This window comes from Martinezella rhizogenes (genome assembly GCF_000799715.1).
In the GTDB taxonomy this organism is placed as follows: domain Bacteria; phylum Pseudomonadota; class Alphaproteobacteria; order Rhizobiales; family Rhizobiaceae; genus Rhizobium; species Rhizobium rhizogenes_C.
The window spans coordinates 900029-916129 of the sequence record NZ_JUHG01000013.1 but is presented as its reverse complement, the minus strand read 5'-3'; the positions used below and the strand labels follow the sequence as shown (position 1 = coordinate 916129).

At 60.3% G+C, this 16101-nt stretch carries 13 protein-coding genes; 9 read left to right on the top strand and 4 right to left on the bottom strand.

Features of this window, described 5'->3' with window-relative positions; translation table 11 throughout:
* Positions 1-94: 94 nt before the first annotated feature.
* The 5 genes from EX00_RS16125 to EX00_RS16105 all read left to right on the top strand — a co-directional run bounded on the left by EX00_RS16125 (position 95) and on the right by EX00_RS16105 (position 5225).
* Complete coding sequence (locus EX00_RS16125; RefSeq protein WP_047459630.1) at positions 95-1102, top strand: ABC transporter permease; 1008 nt, start codon at positions 95-97, stop codon at positions 1100-1102.
* Position 1103: 1 nt separating this feature from the next.
* Positions 1104-1892, top strand: a complete 789-nt coding sequence (locus EX00_RS16120) for an ATP-binding cassette domain-containing protein (protein WP_007700383.1) — start codon at positions 1104-1106, stop codon at positions 1890-1892.
* Positions 1893-1994: 102 nt separating this feature from the next.
* Entirely contained in the window at positions 1995-2900 is a 906-nt protein-coding gene (locus tag EX00_RS16115) for a sugar phosphate isomerase/epimerase family protein (RefSeq protein ID WP_047459624.1), read from the top strand.
* Between the two features lie 136 nt (positions 2901-3036).
* Complete coding sequence (locus EX00_RS16110; protein WP_047459622.1) at positions 3037-4209, top strand: Gfo/Idh/MocA family protein; 1173 nt, start codon at positions 3037-3039, stop codon at positions 4207-4209.
* Positions 4210-4283: 74 nt separating this feature from the next.
* Positions 4284-5225, top strand: a complete 942-nt coding sequence (locus tag EX00_RS16105) for a sugar phosphate isomerase/epimerase family protein (RefSeq protein ID WP_047459620.1) — start codon at positions 4284-4286, stop codon at positions 5223-5225.
* 167 nt (positions 5226-5392) lie between these two features.
* Here the strand turns inward: EX00_RS16105 and EX00_RS16100 are convergent, their stop codons facing one another.
* Positions 5393-6463, bottom strand: coding sequence for an LLM class flavin-dependent oxidoreductase (locus tag EX00_RS16100; RefSeq protein WP_047459618.1), 1071 nt, complete (start codon positions 6461-6463; stop codon positions 5393-5395).
* A gap of 43 nt (positions 6464-6506) precedes the next feature.
* Complete coding sequence (locus EX00_RS16095; protein ID WP_047459615.1) at positions 6507-7442, bottom strand: cyclase family protein; 936 nt, start codon at positions 7440-7442, stop codon at positions 6507-6509.
* A 338-nt stretch (positions 7443-7780) separates the two neighbouring features.
* Between EX00_RS16095 and EX00_RS16090 the strand changes: the two genes are divergently transcribed.
* Together EX00_RS16090 and EX00_RS16085 are read left to right on the top strand one after the other, a co-directional pair.
* Positions 7781-8794 carry a DUF2891 domain-containing protein gene (locus tag EX00_RS16090; protein ID WP_047460418.1) on the top strand — a complete coding sequence of 338 codons (1014 nt, stop codon included), beginning with the start codon at positions 7781-7783 and terminating at the stop codon, positions 8792-8794.
* A 401-nt stretch (positions 8795-9195) separates the two neighbouring features.
* Positions 9196-10398, top strand: coding sequence for a M20 aminoacylase family protein (locus tag EX00_RS16085; RefSeq protein ID WP_052210752.1), 1203 nt, complete (start codon positions 9196-9198; stop codon positions 10396-10398).
* A gap of 119 nt (positions 10399-10517) precedes the next feature.
* Here the strand turns inward: EX00_RS16085 and EX00_RS16080 are convergent, their stop codons facing one another.
* On the bottom strand, positions 10518-11546 hold the full coding sequence (locus tag EX00_RS16080) for an NADP-dependent oxidoreductase (protein ID WP_047459612.1): 1029 nt from the start codon (positions 11544-11546) through the stop codon (positions 10518-10520).
* A gap of 343 nt (positions 11547-11889) precedes the next feature.
* On the opposite strand from EX00_RS16080, the gene EX00_RS16075 reads away from it, so the two are divergent.
* Complete coding sequence (locus EX00_RS16075; protein WP_047459609.1) at positions 11890-13494, top strand: ABC transporter substrate-binding protein; 1605 nt, start codon at positions 11890-11892, stop codon at positions 13492-13494.
* Positions 13495-13550: 56 nt separating this feature from the next.
* Here the strand turns inward: EX00_RS16075 and EX00_RS16070 are convergent, their stop codons facing one another.
* Positions 13551-14774 carry an acyl-CoA dehydrogenase family protein gene (locus tag EX00_RS16070; protein WP_047459606.1) on the bottom strand — a complete coding sequence of 408 codons (1224 nt, stop codon included), beginning with the start codon at positions 14772-14774 and terminating at the stop codon, positions 13551-13553.
* A gap of 233 nt (positions 14775-15007) precedes the next feature.
* On the opposite strand from EX00_RS16070, the gene EX00_RS16065 reads away from it, so the two are divergent.
* Positions 15008-16096, top strand: coding sequence for a rhodanese-like domain-containing protein (locus tag EX00_RS16065; RefSeq protein ID WP_047459604.1), 1089 nt, complete (start codon positions 15008-15010; stop codon positions 16094-16096).
* The last annotated feature ends 5 nt before the right edge of the window (positions 16097-16101 follow it).

Here is a 16101-nt window from a genome sequence, read left to right as displayed (position 1 = left end):
CCGGTGGTTCTTCCCGGGCCGGACGCTTTCAGTCCAGCGATCGGATCCTTGATCCGGCGTTTGCGTAGTCACGCCCAAAACTGGGGTAACGTACATGAACAACCTATCATTTGGCAGTCTCCTGCGCCGACCGGAGGCAGGCGCCTTCCTCGGCCTCATCGGCGTTCTCGTGTTCTTCGTCGTCTTCGGCAGTACGAAATTCTTGGAGCCGGCGGGGGCGGCGAGCTGGCTCAATGTCGCCGCCAACCTGGGTATCGTCGCGCTCCCGATCGGGCTGCTGATGATCGCCGGCGAACTCGACATTTCCATCGGCGCGATGATCCCCGCGGGATCCATGATCGTCGCCGTGGTGTCGGGGCATTACGGATTGCCGATCTGGGTCGGGATGCTTGGCTCTATTGCCTTCGGCATCGTCGTCGGACTGGTCAACGGTCTGCTGGTCGTGCGAACGGCCGTTCCGTCGCTGATCGTGACGCTTGGTACACTCTTTGCGGTCCAGGGCCTGATGCTTGGCTTCTCGGTACTCGTGACCGGGACAACCAGCGTGGCGCTGACGGCGGCTCCCTGGGCCAAGTTCGTCTTCGGTCAGTTCCTGGGCGGCTCCTTCCAGGTGATCATCCTTTGGTGGCTGGCGATCACCGCGTTCTTCGTCTTCCTCATGCACTATTCCCCTTATGGCAACTGGGTTTTCGCCATGGGAGGCGACAGGATCAGCGCGCGCAATGCCGGTATTCCGACAACCAAGCTGACCGTGATCCTCTTCGTCCTCTCAGCAACCGGCGCCTCGTTCGTCGGCATGTGTCAGGCCATCCTGTTCAATTCGGCCCAAGTGTCGGGCGGCATGACCTTCATCTTCAATGCGATCATTTCGGTCGTCGTCGGCGGCGTGCTGCTGACGGGAGGGTTCGGGTCGGTGATTGGAATCTTCTTCGGAACCATCACCTTCGCCGTGGTCAACCAGGGCATCTATTTCACATCCTTCGACCGCAACTGGTCGAGCCTGATCATCGGCGTGATGCTTCTGGTCGCGGTTCTCATGAACAACACCTTCCGTCAGATGGCGCTTACCTATTCGCCGAAGAGAAAAAAGGGAGGGCTATGAGATGGCAACCCCGATCCTAGAGCTCGAAAACGTCAATAAATCCTTCGGCCCGATCGATGTTCTTTACGACATCACATTGAGGGTCCACCCCGGCGAGGTGCTTTGTCTTCTCGGGGACAACGGCGCCGGCAAGTCCACGCTCATCAAGACCTTTGCCGGCGTCTACAAGCCGACAACGGGCACCGTGAAGTTCGACGGCCAGCCGATCACCTTCAGCAACCCGCGCGAGGCGGCGGATCTCGGTATCGCGACCGTCCACCAGTTCGGCGGCACATTTCCTCTCATGAGCATTGGTCGCTCGTTCTTCGTCGGTCGCGAGCCGACAAAAGGCTTCGGACCATTCAAGGTCTACGACCGCAAGACCGCGAACGACGTTGCCGTGAAAGCCGTCCGGGAGTTCGGCATTACCCGGATCGACGACGGTGACCGTCTCATCGGCGGCCTGTCCGGCGGCGAGCGGCAATCGCTGGCGATCGCGCGCGCCGTCCACTTCGGAGCCCGGGTGCTGATCCTCGACGAGCCAACGGCAGCACTCGGCGTCAAGGAGGCGGCGCATGTTCTGCGCATCGTGCTCGAAGCGCGCCGCCGCGGTCTCGCTGTGATCTTCATCACCCACAACGTCATCCACGCCATGACGGTCGGCGACCATTTCGCGGTGCTGATCAAGGGCGCCAAGGCGGCGGATTTCCGAAAGGGCGAACGGACCCGCGAGGAAATCACCGATCTCATGGCTGGCGGCGAGGCGATGGCGGAGCTGGAAGCCGAGATCCAGGCTCATTCCGCCGGATAGCGGCTCTTTCAAGCGGGTGCCGTTGTGGATCGCGGCATCCGAACCACTGTCATCCGATGTTCGGGTGGCCCAGCCAAACAACTCTTAGACGGGTGACCAGAAATGAAAATCGCAATCGACCCCTTCATGCATCGCCATCTCTCGCTCGATGCGCTGCCCTCAAAGGTGGCCGAGCTTGGATATGAATGGATGGAATTGAGCCCGCGGGGGGACTTCCTCGAGTGGTTCAAGGCTCCCCGTGTCTTTCCCGGCCGCATCAAGTCCTTCAAGAAAGCGCTCTCCGATGCAAATGTCGGAATAGCCTCGCTGCTTCCGATGTATCGCTGGGCGTCGAACGACGAGGTCGAACGGCAGGCGGCGGTCAAGCATTGGAAGCGCGCGATCGAGATCTGCGTCGAGTTGGGCGTCGACACCATGAACTCGGAGTTCGGTCGCGGACCCCATCCCGACAAGGGTTCCTGCTATTGCTGCCACACCGGCTCGATGATCGAGACATGTGAAGATGCCTGGTGGCGCTCCATGGAGGAACTGGTGCCGATCTTCGAGAAGGAAGGCATCAACCTTCATGTCGAACCCCATCCGGAAGATTGGTGCGAGACCCTCCAGCCCGCGCTCGACATCATCCGCACGGTCAATTCGAAGAACTTCAAGTTCCTCTACTGCGCGCCCCACACCTTCTACTTCGGCGACGACACCAAGGCTATGCTGCGGGAAGCTAAGGACGTCCTCGCCCATGTCCATGTCGGCGACACCTTTAACCACAAGGCATCCTCGGGCCTGCGCTACATCGTCAATCCCCCCGGCTCGATGGCCCGCGTTCACCAGCATCTGGACATCGGGCAGGGCGAAGTGCCCTGGGACGATTTCTTCGGAACGCTCGCCGAGATCGGCTTCGACGGCATCATGACCGCCTGTGTCTTTGCCTGGGAGGAACGGGCAGACCATTCCGGCAAGTTCATGCGCGGCAAGATGCAGGAATATATCGACAAGCACTGGGGCGCGAAATGACCCTTGGAGCCGACGCTCTCGCAACGGGCATGATCGGTCAAAGGATGCCCGTCGACGGAAGAGCGGCTTTCCCGAACGCGCGCCGTGGCGAACATTTCTCAAACACCAACAAACAAGCATTCTGAAAGGCTCGAAAATGATTAACGGAGAAAGACTTATCGACCGTCCTCTTCGGTGGGGCATGGTTGGCGGCGGTCGCACCGGGCAGGTGGGCTACAAGCACCGCACCGGCGCATTGCGGGATGGCAGCTATCAGCTCATCTGCGGTGCTTTCGACCTCGCCGTCGCGCGTGGCCGCGATTTCGGCGTGAAGCTCGGCGTTACGCCCGAGCGTTGCTATGACGACTACAAGGCCCTCATCGCCGCGGAAAGCCAGCGCCCGGATGGCGTGGAAGTGGTTTCCATCGCGACGCCCAATTTCACCCATTATGAAATCACCAAGGCGTGCCTTGAAGCCGGCCTTCATGTGATCTGCGAAAAGCCGCTGTTCTTCACCGTGGCCGAATGCGACGAAATCGCCAAGCTGGCGGAAGAAAAGGGGCTGATCGTCGGCGTGACCTATGGTTTTTCCGGTCATCCGCTGCTTCATCAGATGGCGGCGATGGTCAAGAAGGGGATCCTCGGCGACATCCGTATCGTCGACATGCAGTATACGCATGGTTTCAGCTCGGGCGACGATGCCAATGCATCCGACGCGCAGAAGTGGCGAACCAATCCGGCAACATCGGGTCCGACCTTCGTTCTCGGCGATATCGGAACGCATATCTACTACATGTCGCAGATCGTGCTGCCGCATATGAAGATCGAGAAACTCCTCTGCGACCGCCAGTCTTTCATCAGATCGCGTGCGCCGCTTGAGGACAATGCCTACGTGCTGTCGCACTACGACAACGGCGCCGTCGGCCGCCTTTGGGTGTCGTCGGTCAATGCCGGCTCCATGGCCAGCCAAAGGTTCCGCTTCGTCGGATCCAAGGCCTCGGTCGAATGGACCGATACCCAGCCCAACGAACTGATCTATGAGGTACAGGGACAGCCGCCGCAGGTGCTTCATCACGGCATGCCGTACCTCGAAGACGAAAGCCTGCGCTATGAGCGCATGGGCGCCCTTCACACTGAAGGACTCGGCGACAGCTGGTCGAACATCTATCTCTGGATCGCGCAGGCTATCGACGCGAAGAAGCGCGGCGACGGCGCCTTCCTGAGGGATCATCACTATCCGGGCATCAAGGCGGGCACCGACGGCGTGCGCTGGCTGGAAAACTGCGTGCGCTCCGCTGACGCAGGCTCCGTCTGGGTCCGTTTCGAATAACCCGGGAGAGGCGCGCCGGTTTCCTCCTACTCCCCCGGCGCGCCTCGATACCTCCTTTCAGGAAAGATGAACTGATGAGACTTTCAATCTGCACCGACGTGATGGGAAATCTGTCCTTCACGGACATGCTGGACAAATGCGTCGAACTTGGCGTCGAAGGCGTCGAAATGACCGGCGGTGGCTGGTCCAGTGGCCCGCATTTCCGCGCTGATGAACTTCTGGCGGACAAGGGCATTCTCAGGACCAAGCTTAGGGAAATCGAGGCTCGGGGGCTGGAGATCGCCGCGCTGAACTGCTCGGCCAATCCGCTTGATCCGGGCGACATGGGCAAGCGTCACCGCAAGGAAATGGAAGAGACCATTCGTCTCGCCGGCGAGATCGGGGTGAAGACAATCGTCACCATGTCCGGCCTGCCGGAGGCGGCGCCCGGCGACATGGTGCCCAACTGGCTCGTTTACACCAAAAGCTGGCCCAACGAGATGCCGGAGCGTGACCGCTACCAGTGGGAGGAGCGCGCCTTCCCCTTGTGGTATGATCTCGTGAGGCTTGCCGATGAAACGGGCGTCGAGAAAATCGCGCTCGAAAACTTCTCGGCGATGCTGGTGTGGAATCCCGAAACCCTGTTCCGCCTGCGCAACGAGGTCGGTCCGAAGGTGGGCATGAACCTTGATCCGTCGCATCTGATGTGGATGGGCGCGGATCCGATCGCATCGGCCCGCGCGCTCGGGAGTGCGATCCATCATTGCCACGGCAAGGACACGCGCATCGAACGCGGGCTTGCCGACGTCAACGGCCTGCTCGAACTCAAGGACGTGACCGATGTGGCAAACCGCACATGGAACTACGTCGCCGTGGGCGCGGGCCACGACCTGCAATGGTGGAAGGAGTTCTTCTCGGTCGTGCGCATGGTCGGCTACAACGACTGGGTCAGCCTCGAGATGGAAGATTTCACCATGTCCACCGAGGCGGGCATTCAGTCATCCATCGCCGCGCTGAAAGCGACGATCAGCCGCTGACCGATCTGGTGCGGTCAGACATCTGCCCGCACCGATATGCTGGCATGGAGTTGGCGACTTCCTCAGCTCGAAAGAGGCTGTCGATGCGTGGAATTGACGCCGAACGTCCGCGTGTTGTTGTGACAACTCGCCATAGAGAAACGCTATGGCGGCAGAATGCTCCGGCCCTAACCGCGCAACAGCGGAAGCAGTTGATTGCCCTGCCGTTTGATCTCGGACAGATATGGCGTGTCGGAAAGTACGAAATGCGTGATGCCCAGATCCTGATACTTGCGCAGCGAACGGGCGACGTCGTCGGCTGAACCCACTAGCCATGTCGTGCCGGCGCCGCCGCCGCCGAATTTGCCCGGTGCGGTATAGAGGTTGTCGTCGAGGACATCGCCGCGCTCGTGCAGATCAAGCAACCGCCGCTGGCCAACCGCGACGGACTGCCGGTGGTCGTTCCAGCCGGCGCCCTTGCTCTTGGCCATCTCGGCGACCTTCGCCTCGGCGTCAGCCCAGGCCTGTTCCGTTGTGTCGCGCACGAGTGTCGTGATCCGCAATCCGAACTCCAGGGGTGGGAGGTCGCGGTCCAGTTCCTTGCTCAGCGCCTTGAGCCGCTCGATCCGTCCTCGGACACCGTCGAGTGGTTCGCCCCAGAAGAGCTGGACATCGGCCTCGGTGGCGGAAACCCGTTCGGCCGCCTCGGAGGCGCCACCAAAATAGAGCTTGGGGTGCAGACGGCTTCCGCGAGCCTCGATGCGCGGCGCCACGGTGGATTCGGTGACCCGGAAATGCTCGCCTGCATAAGTGACGTTCTCCTTGGTCCATAGTCTGCGAACCAGCCGCATGAACTCCTTGGTGCGGGCATAGCGGTGCGCCTGATCGCCCTCGCTGTCGCCGTATGCAGCAAGGTTATCCTGCCCCGACACGATGTTGACACGCACCCGACCACCGCTCAGCTGATCCAGCGTGGCGGCGGCGGATGCGAAGTTCGCCGGCCGCCAATAGCCTGGGCGGACGGCGATGAGCGGTTCGAAGGTCGTGGTACGCGCGATAAGCGCCGCCGCAACGGTGAAGGTGTCGGGCCGGCCCCAGCCAGTGCCGATGAGCGCGCCTTTCCAGCCGTGTTCCTCCAGTGCCTTCGCATGGGTGGTCAACGTCTCTAGGCTATTGTGGTTTTCGACGGTGGAATCGCCTCGGTGGCCGGCTTTCACGTCGTTCGGGATATACCAGAGAAATTCGGACTTGCTGCTCATGTGATAGGCCTATGTTACCAAAGGTTGGGTTCGATCGTTCGTCCTACCGAACGCGCATGCCGGCCGCTTCGTCGTAGTGAAGTGGCTTGTCGAATTTTGTAAGCGGTGCCTCCGGCACGGAGCCGATGGTCACGCCATGCGGCCAATCCGGAGGGCAGATGGCGATATAGCGGGCATAGCCGCCCAGCCCGCCGCCGAACTTCGGATAGCCGATCGCCACCAGCGCGCCGGTTTCCGGGACCTGATCGAGGTTGGCAACACCTTCGGCCTGCGCATAACCATTATGCATCAGCCAATGTTCGCCCTCCAGATTGGGCGTGGTGTCGGTGTCGAGCGGCTCGTGGCCGTGAAACAGGATTTTTCGTTCCAGATGAAGGAACTTCAGTGCGTCCAGGCTGACGCCGGGAAAGGGCGTGGCGGTCGAAAGCGCCGGGTCCGGCCATTTCTTCGACCAGCCGGAGCGGACGAAGACGACCGACCCTTCGGGGATCGTTCCGTGCTTTGCCTCGAAATCCTTGATATCGGAGACCTGCAGATGATAGCCGGGATCGGTCTTGACCTTGTCTTCGATGGAGATGACGACCAGCGGCCGCACCGCGAAGGTCGCCGGCAGTTCATCGATTGCGGCGTATTCCGGCGCCCAATGGGCGGGTGGGTCGAGCTGGGTGCCGAGCTGATCGGTCGTCAGCAGGTAGCTCGTCGCTTCGAAGCCATGCTTGTCGTAGGTATAGACATCGCCCTTCTTGGCGAAGTCTTCCAGATCCGCGCCAGCCTTTGACGGGGCAAAGGTCGAATTGCCGAAGCCCGCCCAGACGGGGATTTTCGGGGTGATCGTATGGGTCAGATCCACGTATTTCGCGCCTTTGAAGGCATCGTTATAGACCTTCCAGAGCCCCGGTTCATCGGCCCGGGCACCCGCCACAGCCGAGAAAAAGGCCATCCCGGCCGCTATGGCAAACCGTGTCACAAATCGCGTCATCGATAATCCCCCTTTTACCTCGATCTACGGGCAGCGGGGTGATTGCGAACCTCACCGCCGACCGTCCTCGGATGGTTTTCCCGAAACAAGACGAAGTCAAGAAACCTCGCCAAGCCTAACGTCGTGCCAGCGTCAGGTGGTGTCGGATGTGTGCCCAACTTATAGCCATGGGATGCCATTATAGTCTATAAAAGTTATGGACTTTCTGGTGGCTTCAGGCGAAGAAATTTGCTGATATGAGACGATCTGTGAAAAAATCAGATCCGACGAGACAGGAGGGCCGCTGGCTCAACAAACAAGGACCTTCCATTGTCTTTATCGTTTGCAAAGGACCAACCGTGACGCTCTCTACCCTCACAGATGAACTGGCAGAACAATTCGCCGGTATCGCGCTTGGTCATGTCCGGCGTGAGTATCCCAACAACCTCGATCATGCGCTCGCGGCACCGCAGGACGCGCGTACGCCGCGCGATCTCCATCCGATCTTTTACGGCAGCTATGATTGGCATTCCTGCGTGCACAGCTATTGGCTGCTGGCGCGCCTGCTGCGCCGGTTTCCTGAACTTTCGTTTGCCGCGAGCATCCGTGCCCTGTTCGATGAACAATTCGTTGCCGAGAAGGTCGCCGCCGAATGCGCCTATTTCGCAGCGCCGACGGCGCGCGGCTTCAAGCGGCCCTATGGCTGGGCATGGCTGCTGAAGCTCGCGGCGGAGTTGGCGTTGCTGGATGATCCACGCTGGTCGCGGGCGCTTGCGCCGCTGGCGCAGGTCATCGCCCAGCGTTTTCGTGATTTCCTGCCGCTTTCGACCTATCCCATACGGGTCGGCACCCATTTCAATACCGCTTTCGGGCTGAGAATGGCGGCGGATTATGCCGCCGGTACACCGGACACCGCGTTGACGGGCCTTCTCCTTGATACGGCCAGGCGCTGGTATGGCGCGGATGTCGATTGCCCGGCCTGGGGCGAGCCGAGCGGCGACGAATTCCAGTCCTCCGCCCTAGTCGAGGCGGAGTGCATGCGTCGTCTGTTGCCCGGGGAAGATTTCCTGCCATGGTTCGACCGTTTCCTGCCACGAATTGCGGAGCACGAGCCGTCGACTTTGTTCCGGCCGGCAACGGTCACGGATCGCACGGATGGTAAGATCGCCCATCTCGATGGGCTGAACCTCAGCCGTGCCTGGTGCTGGCGTTCTCTGGCTGCCGCTTTGCCCTCGGACGATCCGCGCCGTGCCATCATGCTGGAAGCGGCCGACCATCACTTGGCCACGGGCCTCCCGCACATCGCTTCCGATTATATGGGCGAGCACTGGCTTGCCACCTTTGCCGTGCTCGCGCTCGAGAATGAGGTCTAGGCGGGAGAGGACGAAAGGGTAAGAGCCATTTGATGGCGTGATGACATAGGCACGACAAAAAAGAAAGAAGGGCTCTCGGCATGAACCGGAGCCCTTTAAGTTTGAAGGTAAAACCTCCAGAGGGAACAGCCAACGCAGCGAGACCGGGAGGAGGGAAACGCCGATCGCGTTGACTACGATCATGATGCGTCGGCTGAGCTTCAAAGGCGACATATGGAGCGACCGATTTTGCGCCGGCTTATGATATAAATATCTAATATCTAGCGGAAACTTGAAAAATGCCGGTATTTTCGCAATCATGTAATCTACTATTTTTATAGACTACTTACGCATTCGATGGTTAAGTGGCGATGGCCGGTCGTTTCGATCTGGTGCCCGTTTTCCCATTCCGAGATGCTCCCATGACCCAATCGAATATTGTTGCCAATGATGCTCCCGCTCCGAAGGTCCTAGACCGTATCGCGGGTTATGCCCCTGAACTCGTTGCGATTCGTCGTGACATTCATGCGCATCCGGAGATCGGTTTCGAGGAGGTCAGGACCTCCGGTATCGTCGCCGACAAGCTGGCCTCCTGGGGTATCGAGGTTCATCGCGGCGTCGGCAAGACCGGTGTTGTCGGGCGTCTGGTTGGGCGGCACGCGGGCAATCGGTCGGTGGGGCTCAGAGCCGACATGGATGCGCTGCCGATGCCGGAAGAAACCGGTCTGCCCTATGCTTCCATCTATCCGAACCGCTTTCACGGCTGCGGCCACGACGCCCATACCGCCATTCTTCTTGGCACCGCGCGCTACCTTGCCGAAACCCGCGATTTCGCCGGCACCGTCACCTTCATCTTTCAGCCGGCGGAGGAAGGCCTGGGCGGGGCGCGTGCGATGATCGCCGACGGGCTGTTCGACCGCTTTCCCGTCGACGAGATCTACGGGCTTCACAATGCAACCCAGCTGGCACCGGATCATCTGCATGTGACCGCCGGAACGGTGCTGGCCGGCGCCGATTTCTTCGATGTGACGTTCAAGGGCAAAGGAGCGCATGGGGCTCATCCGGATGTCGGGCGCGATCCTATCCCGGCAATCACCGAACTTGTCCAGGCGCTTCAGACCATCGTCAGTCGAAACGTCCCGCCGACCGAGCCGGCGGTTCTGTCGGTCACCAAGATAGGGGCGGGCTCGGCCTATAACGTAATCCCTGAGACGGCGAGCGTCGGCGGGACGATCCGCGCGTTCTCCAACGGGGTCAGGGAACTGATCCGCTCGCGGCTCACCACCATCGCTCGGAATGTCGCGGCCGCGCATGATCTGACGGCCGAGATCGATATCCGCGACATCTTTTCGATCCTCACCAATCATGCCGAACATGTCGATATCGTCGCCGGTATCGGGCGCGAGGTTCTGGGGGAGGCACGGGTTTCCACGGCGCCGAAGCGGGCAATGGGCAGCGAGGATTTCGCGGACTTTCTGTTACATGCGCCCGGAGCCTTCTTCACGCTCGGTCATGCCGGCACCGTTCCGGCGCATAATCCCGGCTTCATCGTCGACGATGCCATCCTGCCGGTTGGCGCGACGTTGTTCGCCCGCCTCGTCGAGAGCAGGCTCAAGGCTGCGTGATGTCCATAAGCTGGACGAAGACGAGAGCCGAACGTCCGCCGTCTGCCCGTATCCCGTCGGGACGGAATACGGGCATGTTCGACCACTGAACGCCGAACCCTCCTTGGCTATATCGTTGCTCAGGACGCGATGCGCACGATCAGTTTTCCGAAGTTCTTTCCTTCCAGAAGGCCGAGAAAAGCCTCCGGAGCGTTTTCAAGCCCATCGACGATATCTTCCTTGTACTTGAGCCGGCCCTCGGAGATCCATGTTGCGGCTTCGCGATAGAAGTCGGGACGCTGGTCGGTGAATTCGCGCTGTATGAAACCCCGTATGGTAAGGCTTTGGCGCAGGATGGCCCGCATCACGGCCGGGAGCTGATCCTGTCCGCTCGAGACGGAAGAGCCCCCGTTGTAATGTGCGATCAGCCCGCAAACAGGGACGCGGGCGAAGTCGTTCAGCAGTGGAAATACCGCGCTCCAGACGTGGCCACCGACATTCTCGAAATAGACATCGATTCCGTTCGGGCAAGCGGCCGCGAGCTGCGCGGGAAAATCGCTCGAATGGTGGTCTATCGCGGCATCGAAGCCGAGCTCTTGGCGCAGGTAATCGCATTTCTCGGGCCCGCCCGCGATCCCGACGACACGTGCCCCGAAAATCTTCGCCATCTGGCCAACGGCAGAACCAACCGCGCCGCTTGCCGCAGCAACCACAAGCGTCTCACCGGCTTTGGGTTTGCCGATATTGCGCAATCCGGCATAGGCGGTGAAGCCTGTCATTCCCAGAATGCCGAGTGCGGTCGTGATCGGTGCCGCGTCTGGGTCGAGCTTGCGCAGGCCAGTACCGTCCGAAATCGCGTAGCTCTGCCAGCCGGAATGCGAGAGGACGATATCCCCGGGATTGAACGCCGTATTGCGGCTGCGCGCGATCCGCGCGACGGTGCCTCCTTCCATCACCCCGCCGATGTCGACCGGCTTGGCATAGGATTTAGCATCGTCCATGCGGCCCCGCATATACGGGTCAAGGGAAAGATAGAGGATCTGAAGAAGAACCTCGCCCTCGGCGAGATCCCGCAACGTTTCCCGCTCCAGCCGGAAGTTCGCCGCCACTGGTGTTCCGGATGGGCGCGACGCAAGAACGATGCGGGTGGTAACGGGCTGGCTGGCCATAGATGTGTTTCCTCGTTCTGTTTTCTGCTTTTAAGTATGGGAATTTGCTTCGTGCGAATCCGCACCGAGTTTCCGAGCGGCGGTTGATTGCCCTTCACATCATCCCGCTTTCCTCGTGCCTGTCCAGCAGCAGCTATAAGCGGCTTGAACATTTTATATTGTCGCTGCCCGCCTTTTGTAGAAGGGCTCGAATCCCTCCGCTGCAAACCCTGGAAGAAGCATGGCTTTCCAGCGCCGGTAGAAATTCTGCCTTCCAATTACGGTGCGCGAACAGGATCATTCCCATGCGGGGTGGGGCCCCGTTCGCGGCTTTGGCCGCTCAGACCTTTTCGGAGCGGAAGACATGACCATCAATCGTCGTCAGTTCAATCAGCTCTTGCTGCTCAGTAGCGCAAGTCTGGCATTCACGGGTATTCCGGATACAGGCGAGGCGGCCGGGGAAACGCCCGTCCGTGGCGGTACGCTCAATTGGGCTTATTATCCCGATCCGACATCCCTGATCGCCATCAACACTTCTTCTGGCACCGGGCAGGCGATCGGGCCGAAGATCAATGAGGGGCTGCTCGATTTCGACTATGATCTTAATCCGATACCTCTGCTTGCAACCGAATGGTCGGTGAGCGACGATGGCTTGCGCTATACCTTCAAGCTTCGCCAGGGTGTGAAATGGCATGATGGAGTGGATTTCACCTCCGAGGACGTCAATTTTACGATTTTCCGCTTGAGGGAAGCACACCCGCGCGGGCGCATTACCTATCAGAACGTGACGGCCGTCGAGACGCCTGATCCGCATACGGCGATCATCGTTCTCTCCAAACCGGCACCTTACCTGATCTCCGCCCTCAGCAGCTCGGAATCGCCTATCGTTCCCAAGCATGTCTATGAGAAATTCAAGCCTGAGCAGCAACCGAACCTCGCGCAGACGATCGGCACGGGGCCGTTCATCCTGACGGAATGGGTGCCGGGTAGCTATCTGATCTTCGACCGCAATCCCAGCTATTGGGATGCGCCGAAGCCCTATCTCGACCGTGTCGTGCTGCGCGTCATCCTCGATCCGGCGGCGCGCGCCGCGGCGCTTGAAACCGGTGAGATCGATATCGGCGCAAACCCGGTGCCGCTCTCGGATATCGAGCGCCTGAAGGCCAATCCGAACCTCGTGGTGGACACGACCACCTATGCCTATTCCGGCCCGCAGCAGCAGCTATTCTTCAACTACGAGAATGAAATCCTGAACAAGCGCGAGGTAAAGCTGGCAATCGCGCATGCCATCGACCTGCAAAAACTCGTCGACATCGCGCTTTACGGATATGCGCGGGTGTCGCCGAGCCCGATCAGTACGGCGTTGCCCAAATGGTACGATCCAAGCATCAAGGCCCGAGAGCCGGATCCGAAGCTTGCGGAGAAGCTGCTGGACGAGGCTGGCTATCCGCGCGGTGCGGCGGGCAAACGCTTCAAGCTCCGCCTCGCCTATAATTCCTTCCTGACACCGGCCTATGCTGATTTCATCAAGCAATCGCTGGCCGCGATCGGCATCGACGCCGAAATCCTGAAGCTCGATCTCGCGACGTTCTTGAAGACGGTCTATACCGACCGCGCCTGGGATATCGTCATCGAGTCCCTCTCCAATACCTTCGATCCGTCACTGGGCGTCCAGCGCGCCTATTGGTCGAAGAACTTCAAGATCGGTCTCGTCTTTTCCAATGCGAGCCACTACTCCAATCCCGAGGTGGATCGCCTGCTTGAGGCGGCGGCAACCGAACCGGACGAGGGCAAGCGCCGTGCGCTCTGGTATCAGTTCCAGCACATCATCCACGAGGACGTCGTTGCCGTCGACCTGGTCGCGGCCGGAGCGCAGATCGTCGCCAACAAGAAGGTGCGAAACTTCGCGCCCGGCGCTCAGGGCATCAACAACAGCTTCGGGCAGATATGGCTCAGTCCGAGCGCATGATGCGTGATTGAACTAAATGTTCGGGCCGCGGGATTTCGATCCTGCGGCCCGAAGCGTCAGATCTGTCCGATCTTGTATTGTGCCGGCGGCGGCGTGCCGTTGACCGCGAAATCACCGACGATGCGGTCGCGATAAATGCGCGGATTGTGGGAGGAGATCGTTCTTGCGTTGCGCCAATAACGATCAAGGCCAAGGCCGCGCTTGGTTGCCGAAGCGCCGAGCGCATCGAAGAGAAGCGTGGTGGCCTCGAGGATCAGGCTGGTGACGGCGTGAACCGATTGGTTGACTTCGATTTCGGCAATGGCATTCGCGCGATCGCTGATCGTTGGGTCCACATCGGAGCGATGTTCATATGCCCGTTGAAGCGCTTCGGCCGCTTTCAGGACAATCCCTCCCGCCGAATAGGCCGCGCCGCGAACCCGGCCGACGACCTGCAGGATCTGCGGGTCTTCGCTGACGCTCGAGGCATTGCCGTGGCTATAGATGCGCTTGCGTTCACTGACCAGCCGGGCGACATCGGTGGCGGCCGCGCGGCCGATACCGGCGAGCGTCGCGAGATGCACAAGCTGGAAGAAGGAGGAGGAGTATTTGAACCGCCCGCCGGGAGGCGTTACCAGTTCCGCCGTAATGACCACATTGGAAAACAGCGCGGTACCGCTTGCGGTCAGTGATTGCCCAAAACCGTCCCAATCATCGACGACGTCGACGCCTTGCGCCTGGCGCGGCACCAGCGCTCCGATCGGCTCGCCGTTTTCATCGTTGCCACCGAGGTTGATCCAGTCGGCGAATAGCGAGCCGGTCGTATAATATTTTGCGCCGTTCAACAGCCAATGGTCGCCATTGCGGGTCAGTTTGGTCGAAAACGAACCGACCTTCGCATCTCCGACTTCCGAGAAGCCGCTGCCGATCAGTTCTCGCGCGGCAATCCGCCGGAGCCATTCGGAACGCCAGCCGACGGTGGATGAATTCAGAACGTCTTCCGTGAAACCGAAATGCGAGCGAAGCGCGTTCGTTACATTCGAGTCGGCCGCTGACAGTTCGATCAGGAGATTGAACAGCTCAGGTAGAGTGGCGGCAAAGCCACCGTCTTCCGCAGGGAGCCGCAGCGTGGTGAAACCACTCTCCTTCAGCCAGCCGATCTGCTCATGCGGAAGTTCGCGACCGAGGTCGCGTTCTATGGCCGAGGAGCGAATGCGAGCAAAGACGGGTCTGAACCGTTCCGCCAGTTCATCATAGCGCAGCGTCGGGCCTGCGCCCCACGCCAAATCGATCTGCCTCATTGGTATCCATCCGTCTGTTGTTTCGAAATGCGCGGGGTCGATCGGGACCGCCGAGTTCTGCGGAAAGCCTAGGGAAGGCCGTTGGAACAGGTAAGTAAATTTAGTCTATAGATTTTATATATTATAGAAATGAGTTCCCTTTCTGCCGGAAAGCAAACATGTGGCCGCCCTCGCAAATGTAGAGCTGATCCTTAGTCTGGGCTTCATGGATATCACGGACATAGGAGCTTATGATGGGTACGAAAGTGATTTCGATCGAGACTTTCCGGAGCTGGCTTGCTGATGGAGAGGAACTCGCTGTTCTGGATACGCGCGATCCGGCAATCGTTGGCTATGCCTCGCCTCTGTTCGCGACGAACCTTCCGACGGAGCGTGTCCTGGGCGAGATCGGTCGCTTCATTCCGCGCAATGTCGTCCGCACCGTGCTGGTCGACGGCGGCGGCGGCGGCGGCGAGCGCCTCGCGGGGGAGCTGAAGGTGGCTGGTCGCCCGAATGTCTTCGCGCTCGCCGGTGGCATTCCCGCCTGGACTGCAAGTGGAAAGGACCTTCCGACCTTCGATATCCCCGGTGTCGATTTCTCTGTCGCCGTCAAGGACGAGAAGAACACGCCCGTCATTTCGGTTGAACAACTGAAGGCCCTGCGGGATGCCGGCGAGGACGTTGTCGTCATCGATACCCGCACCGTGCCGGAATTTGCCCGGGATCATGTTCCGGGCGCGGTCAGCGTCCCCGGCGCCGAGCTTGTGTTGCGCTTCAAAGATGTCGTCCCCTCCGAGAACACCAGGGTCGTCGTATCCTGCGCGGGCCTGCCGCGCGCCATTCTGGGCGCGCAGACGCTGATCGATGCCAAGGTGGCGAACCCGGTTTCCTATCTGCATGACGGCACCAAGGCCTGGACACAGGCCGGTTGGCAACTGGAGATCGGCAAGACCCGAACCTATGGGGCAGCCACCGAAACGGCGCGCGAGTTTGCCCGCGAGCATATCCACGCTCTTAGCAAAGGTGATGAGTTCCCCACCATAGACGTCGCGACTGCCCGCCAATGGGCCGCCGACCCGGATCGCACTACCTATCTCTTGGATGTCCGAACACCGGAAGAATTCGCCGGAGGTCATCTCGAGGAGAGCCTGTCCTCCGAGGGTGGCCAGCTTCTCGGCGTCGCCTACAGAACGATCGCCGTTCGCGGTGCGCGTATTGTTCTGATCGACGATCTGCTGGGCGTCCGCGCCCGAACCGTCGCCCATTGGCTCCAGCGCCGTGGCTATGAAATTGCGTTTCTGTTGATCGATTTCGACGCTGGCCAATTGAGCGAAGTTGCGTGAGGAGC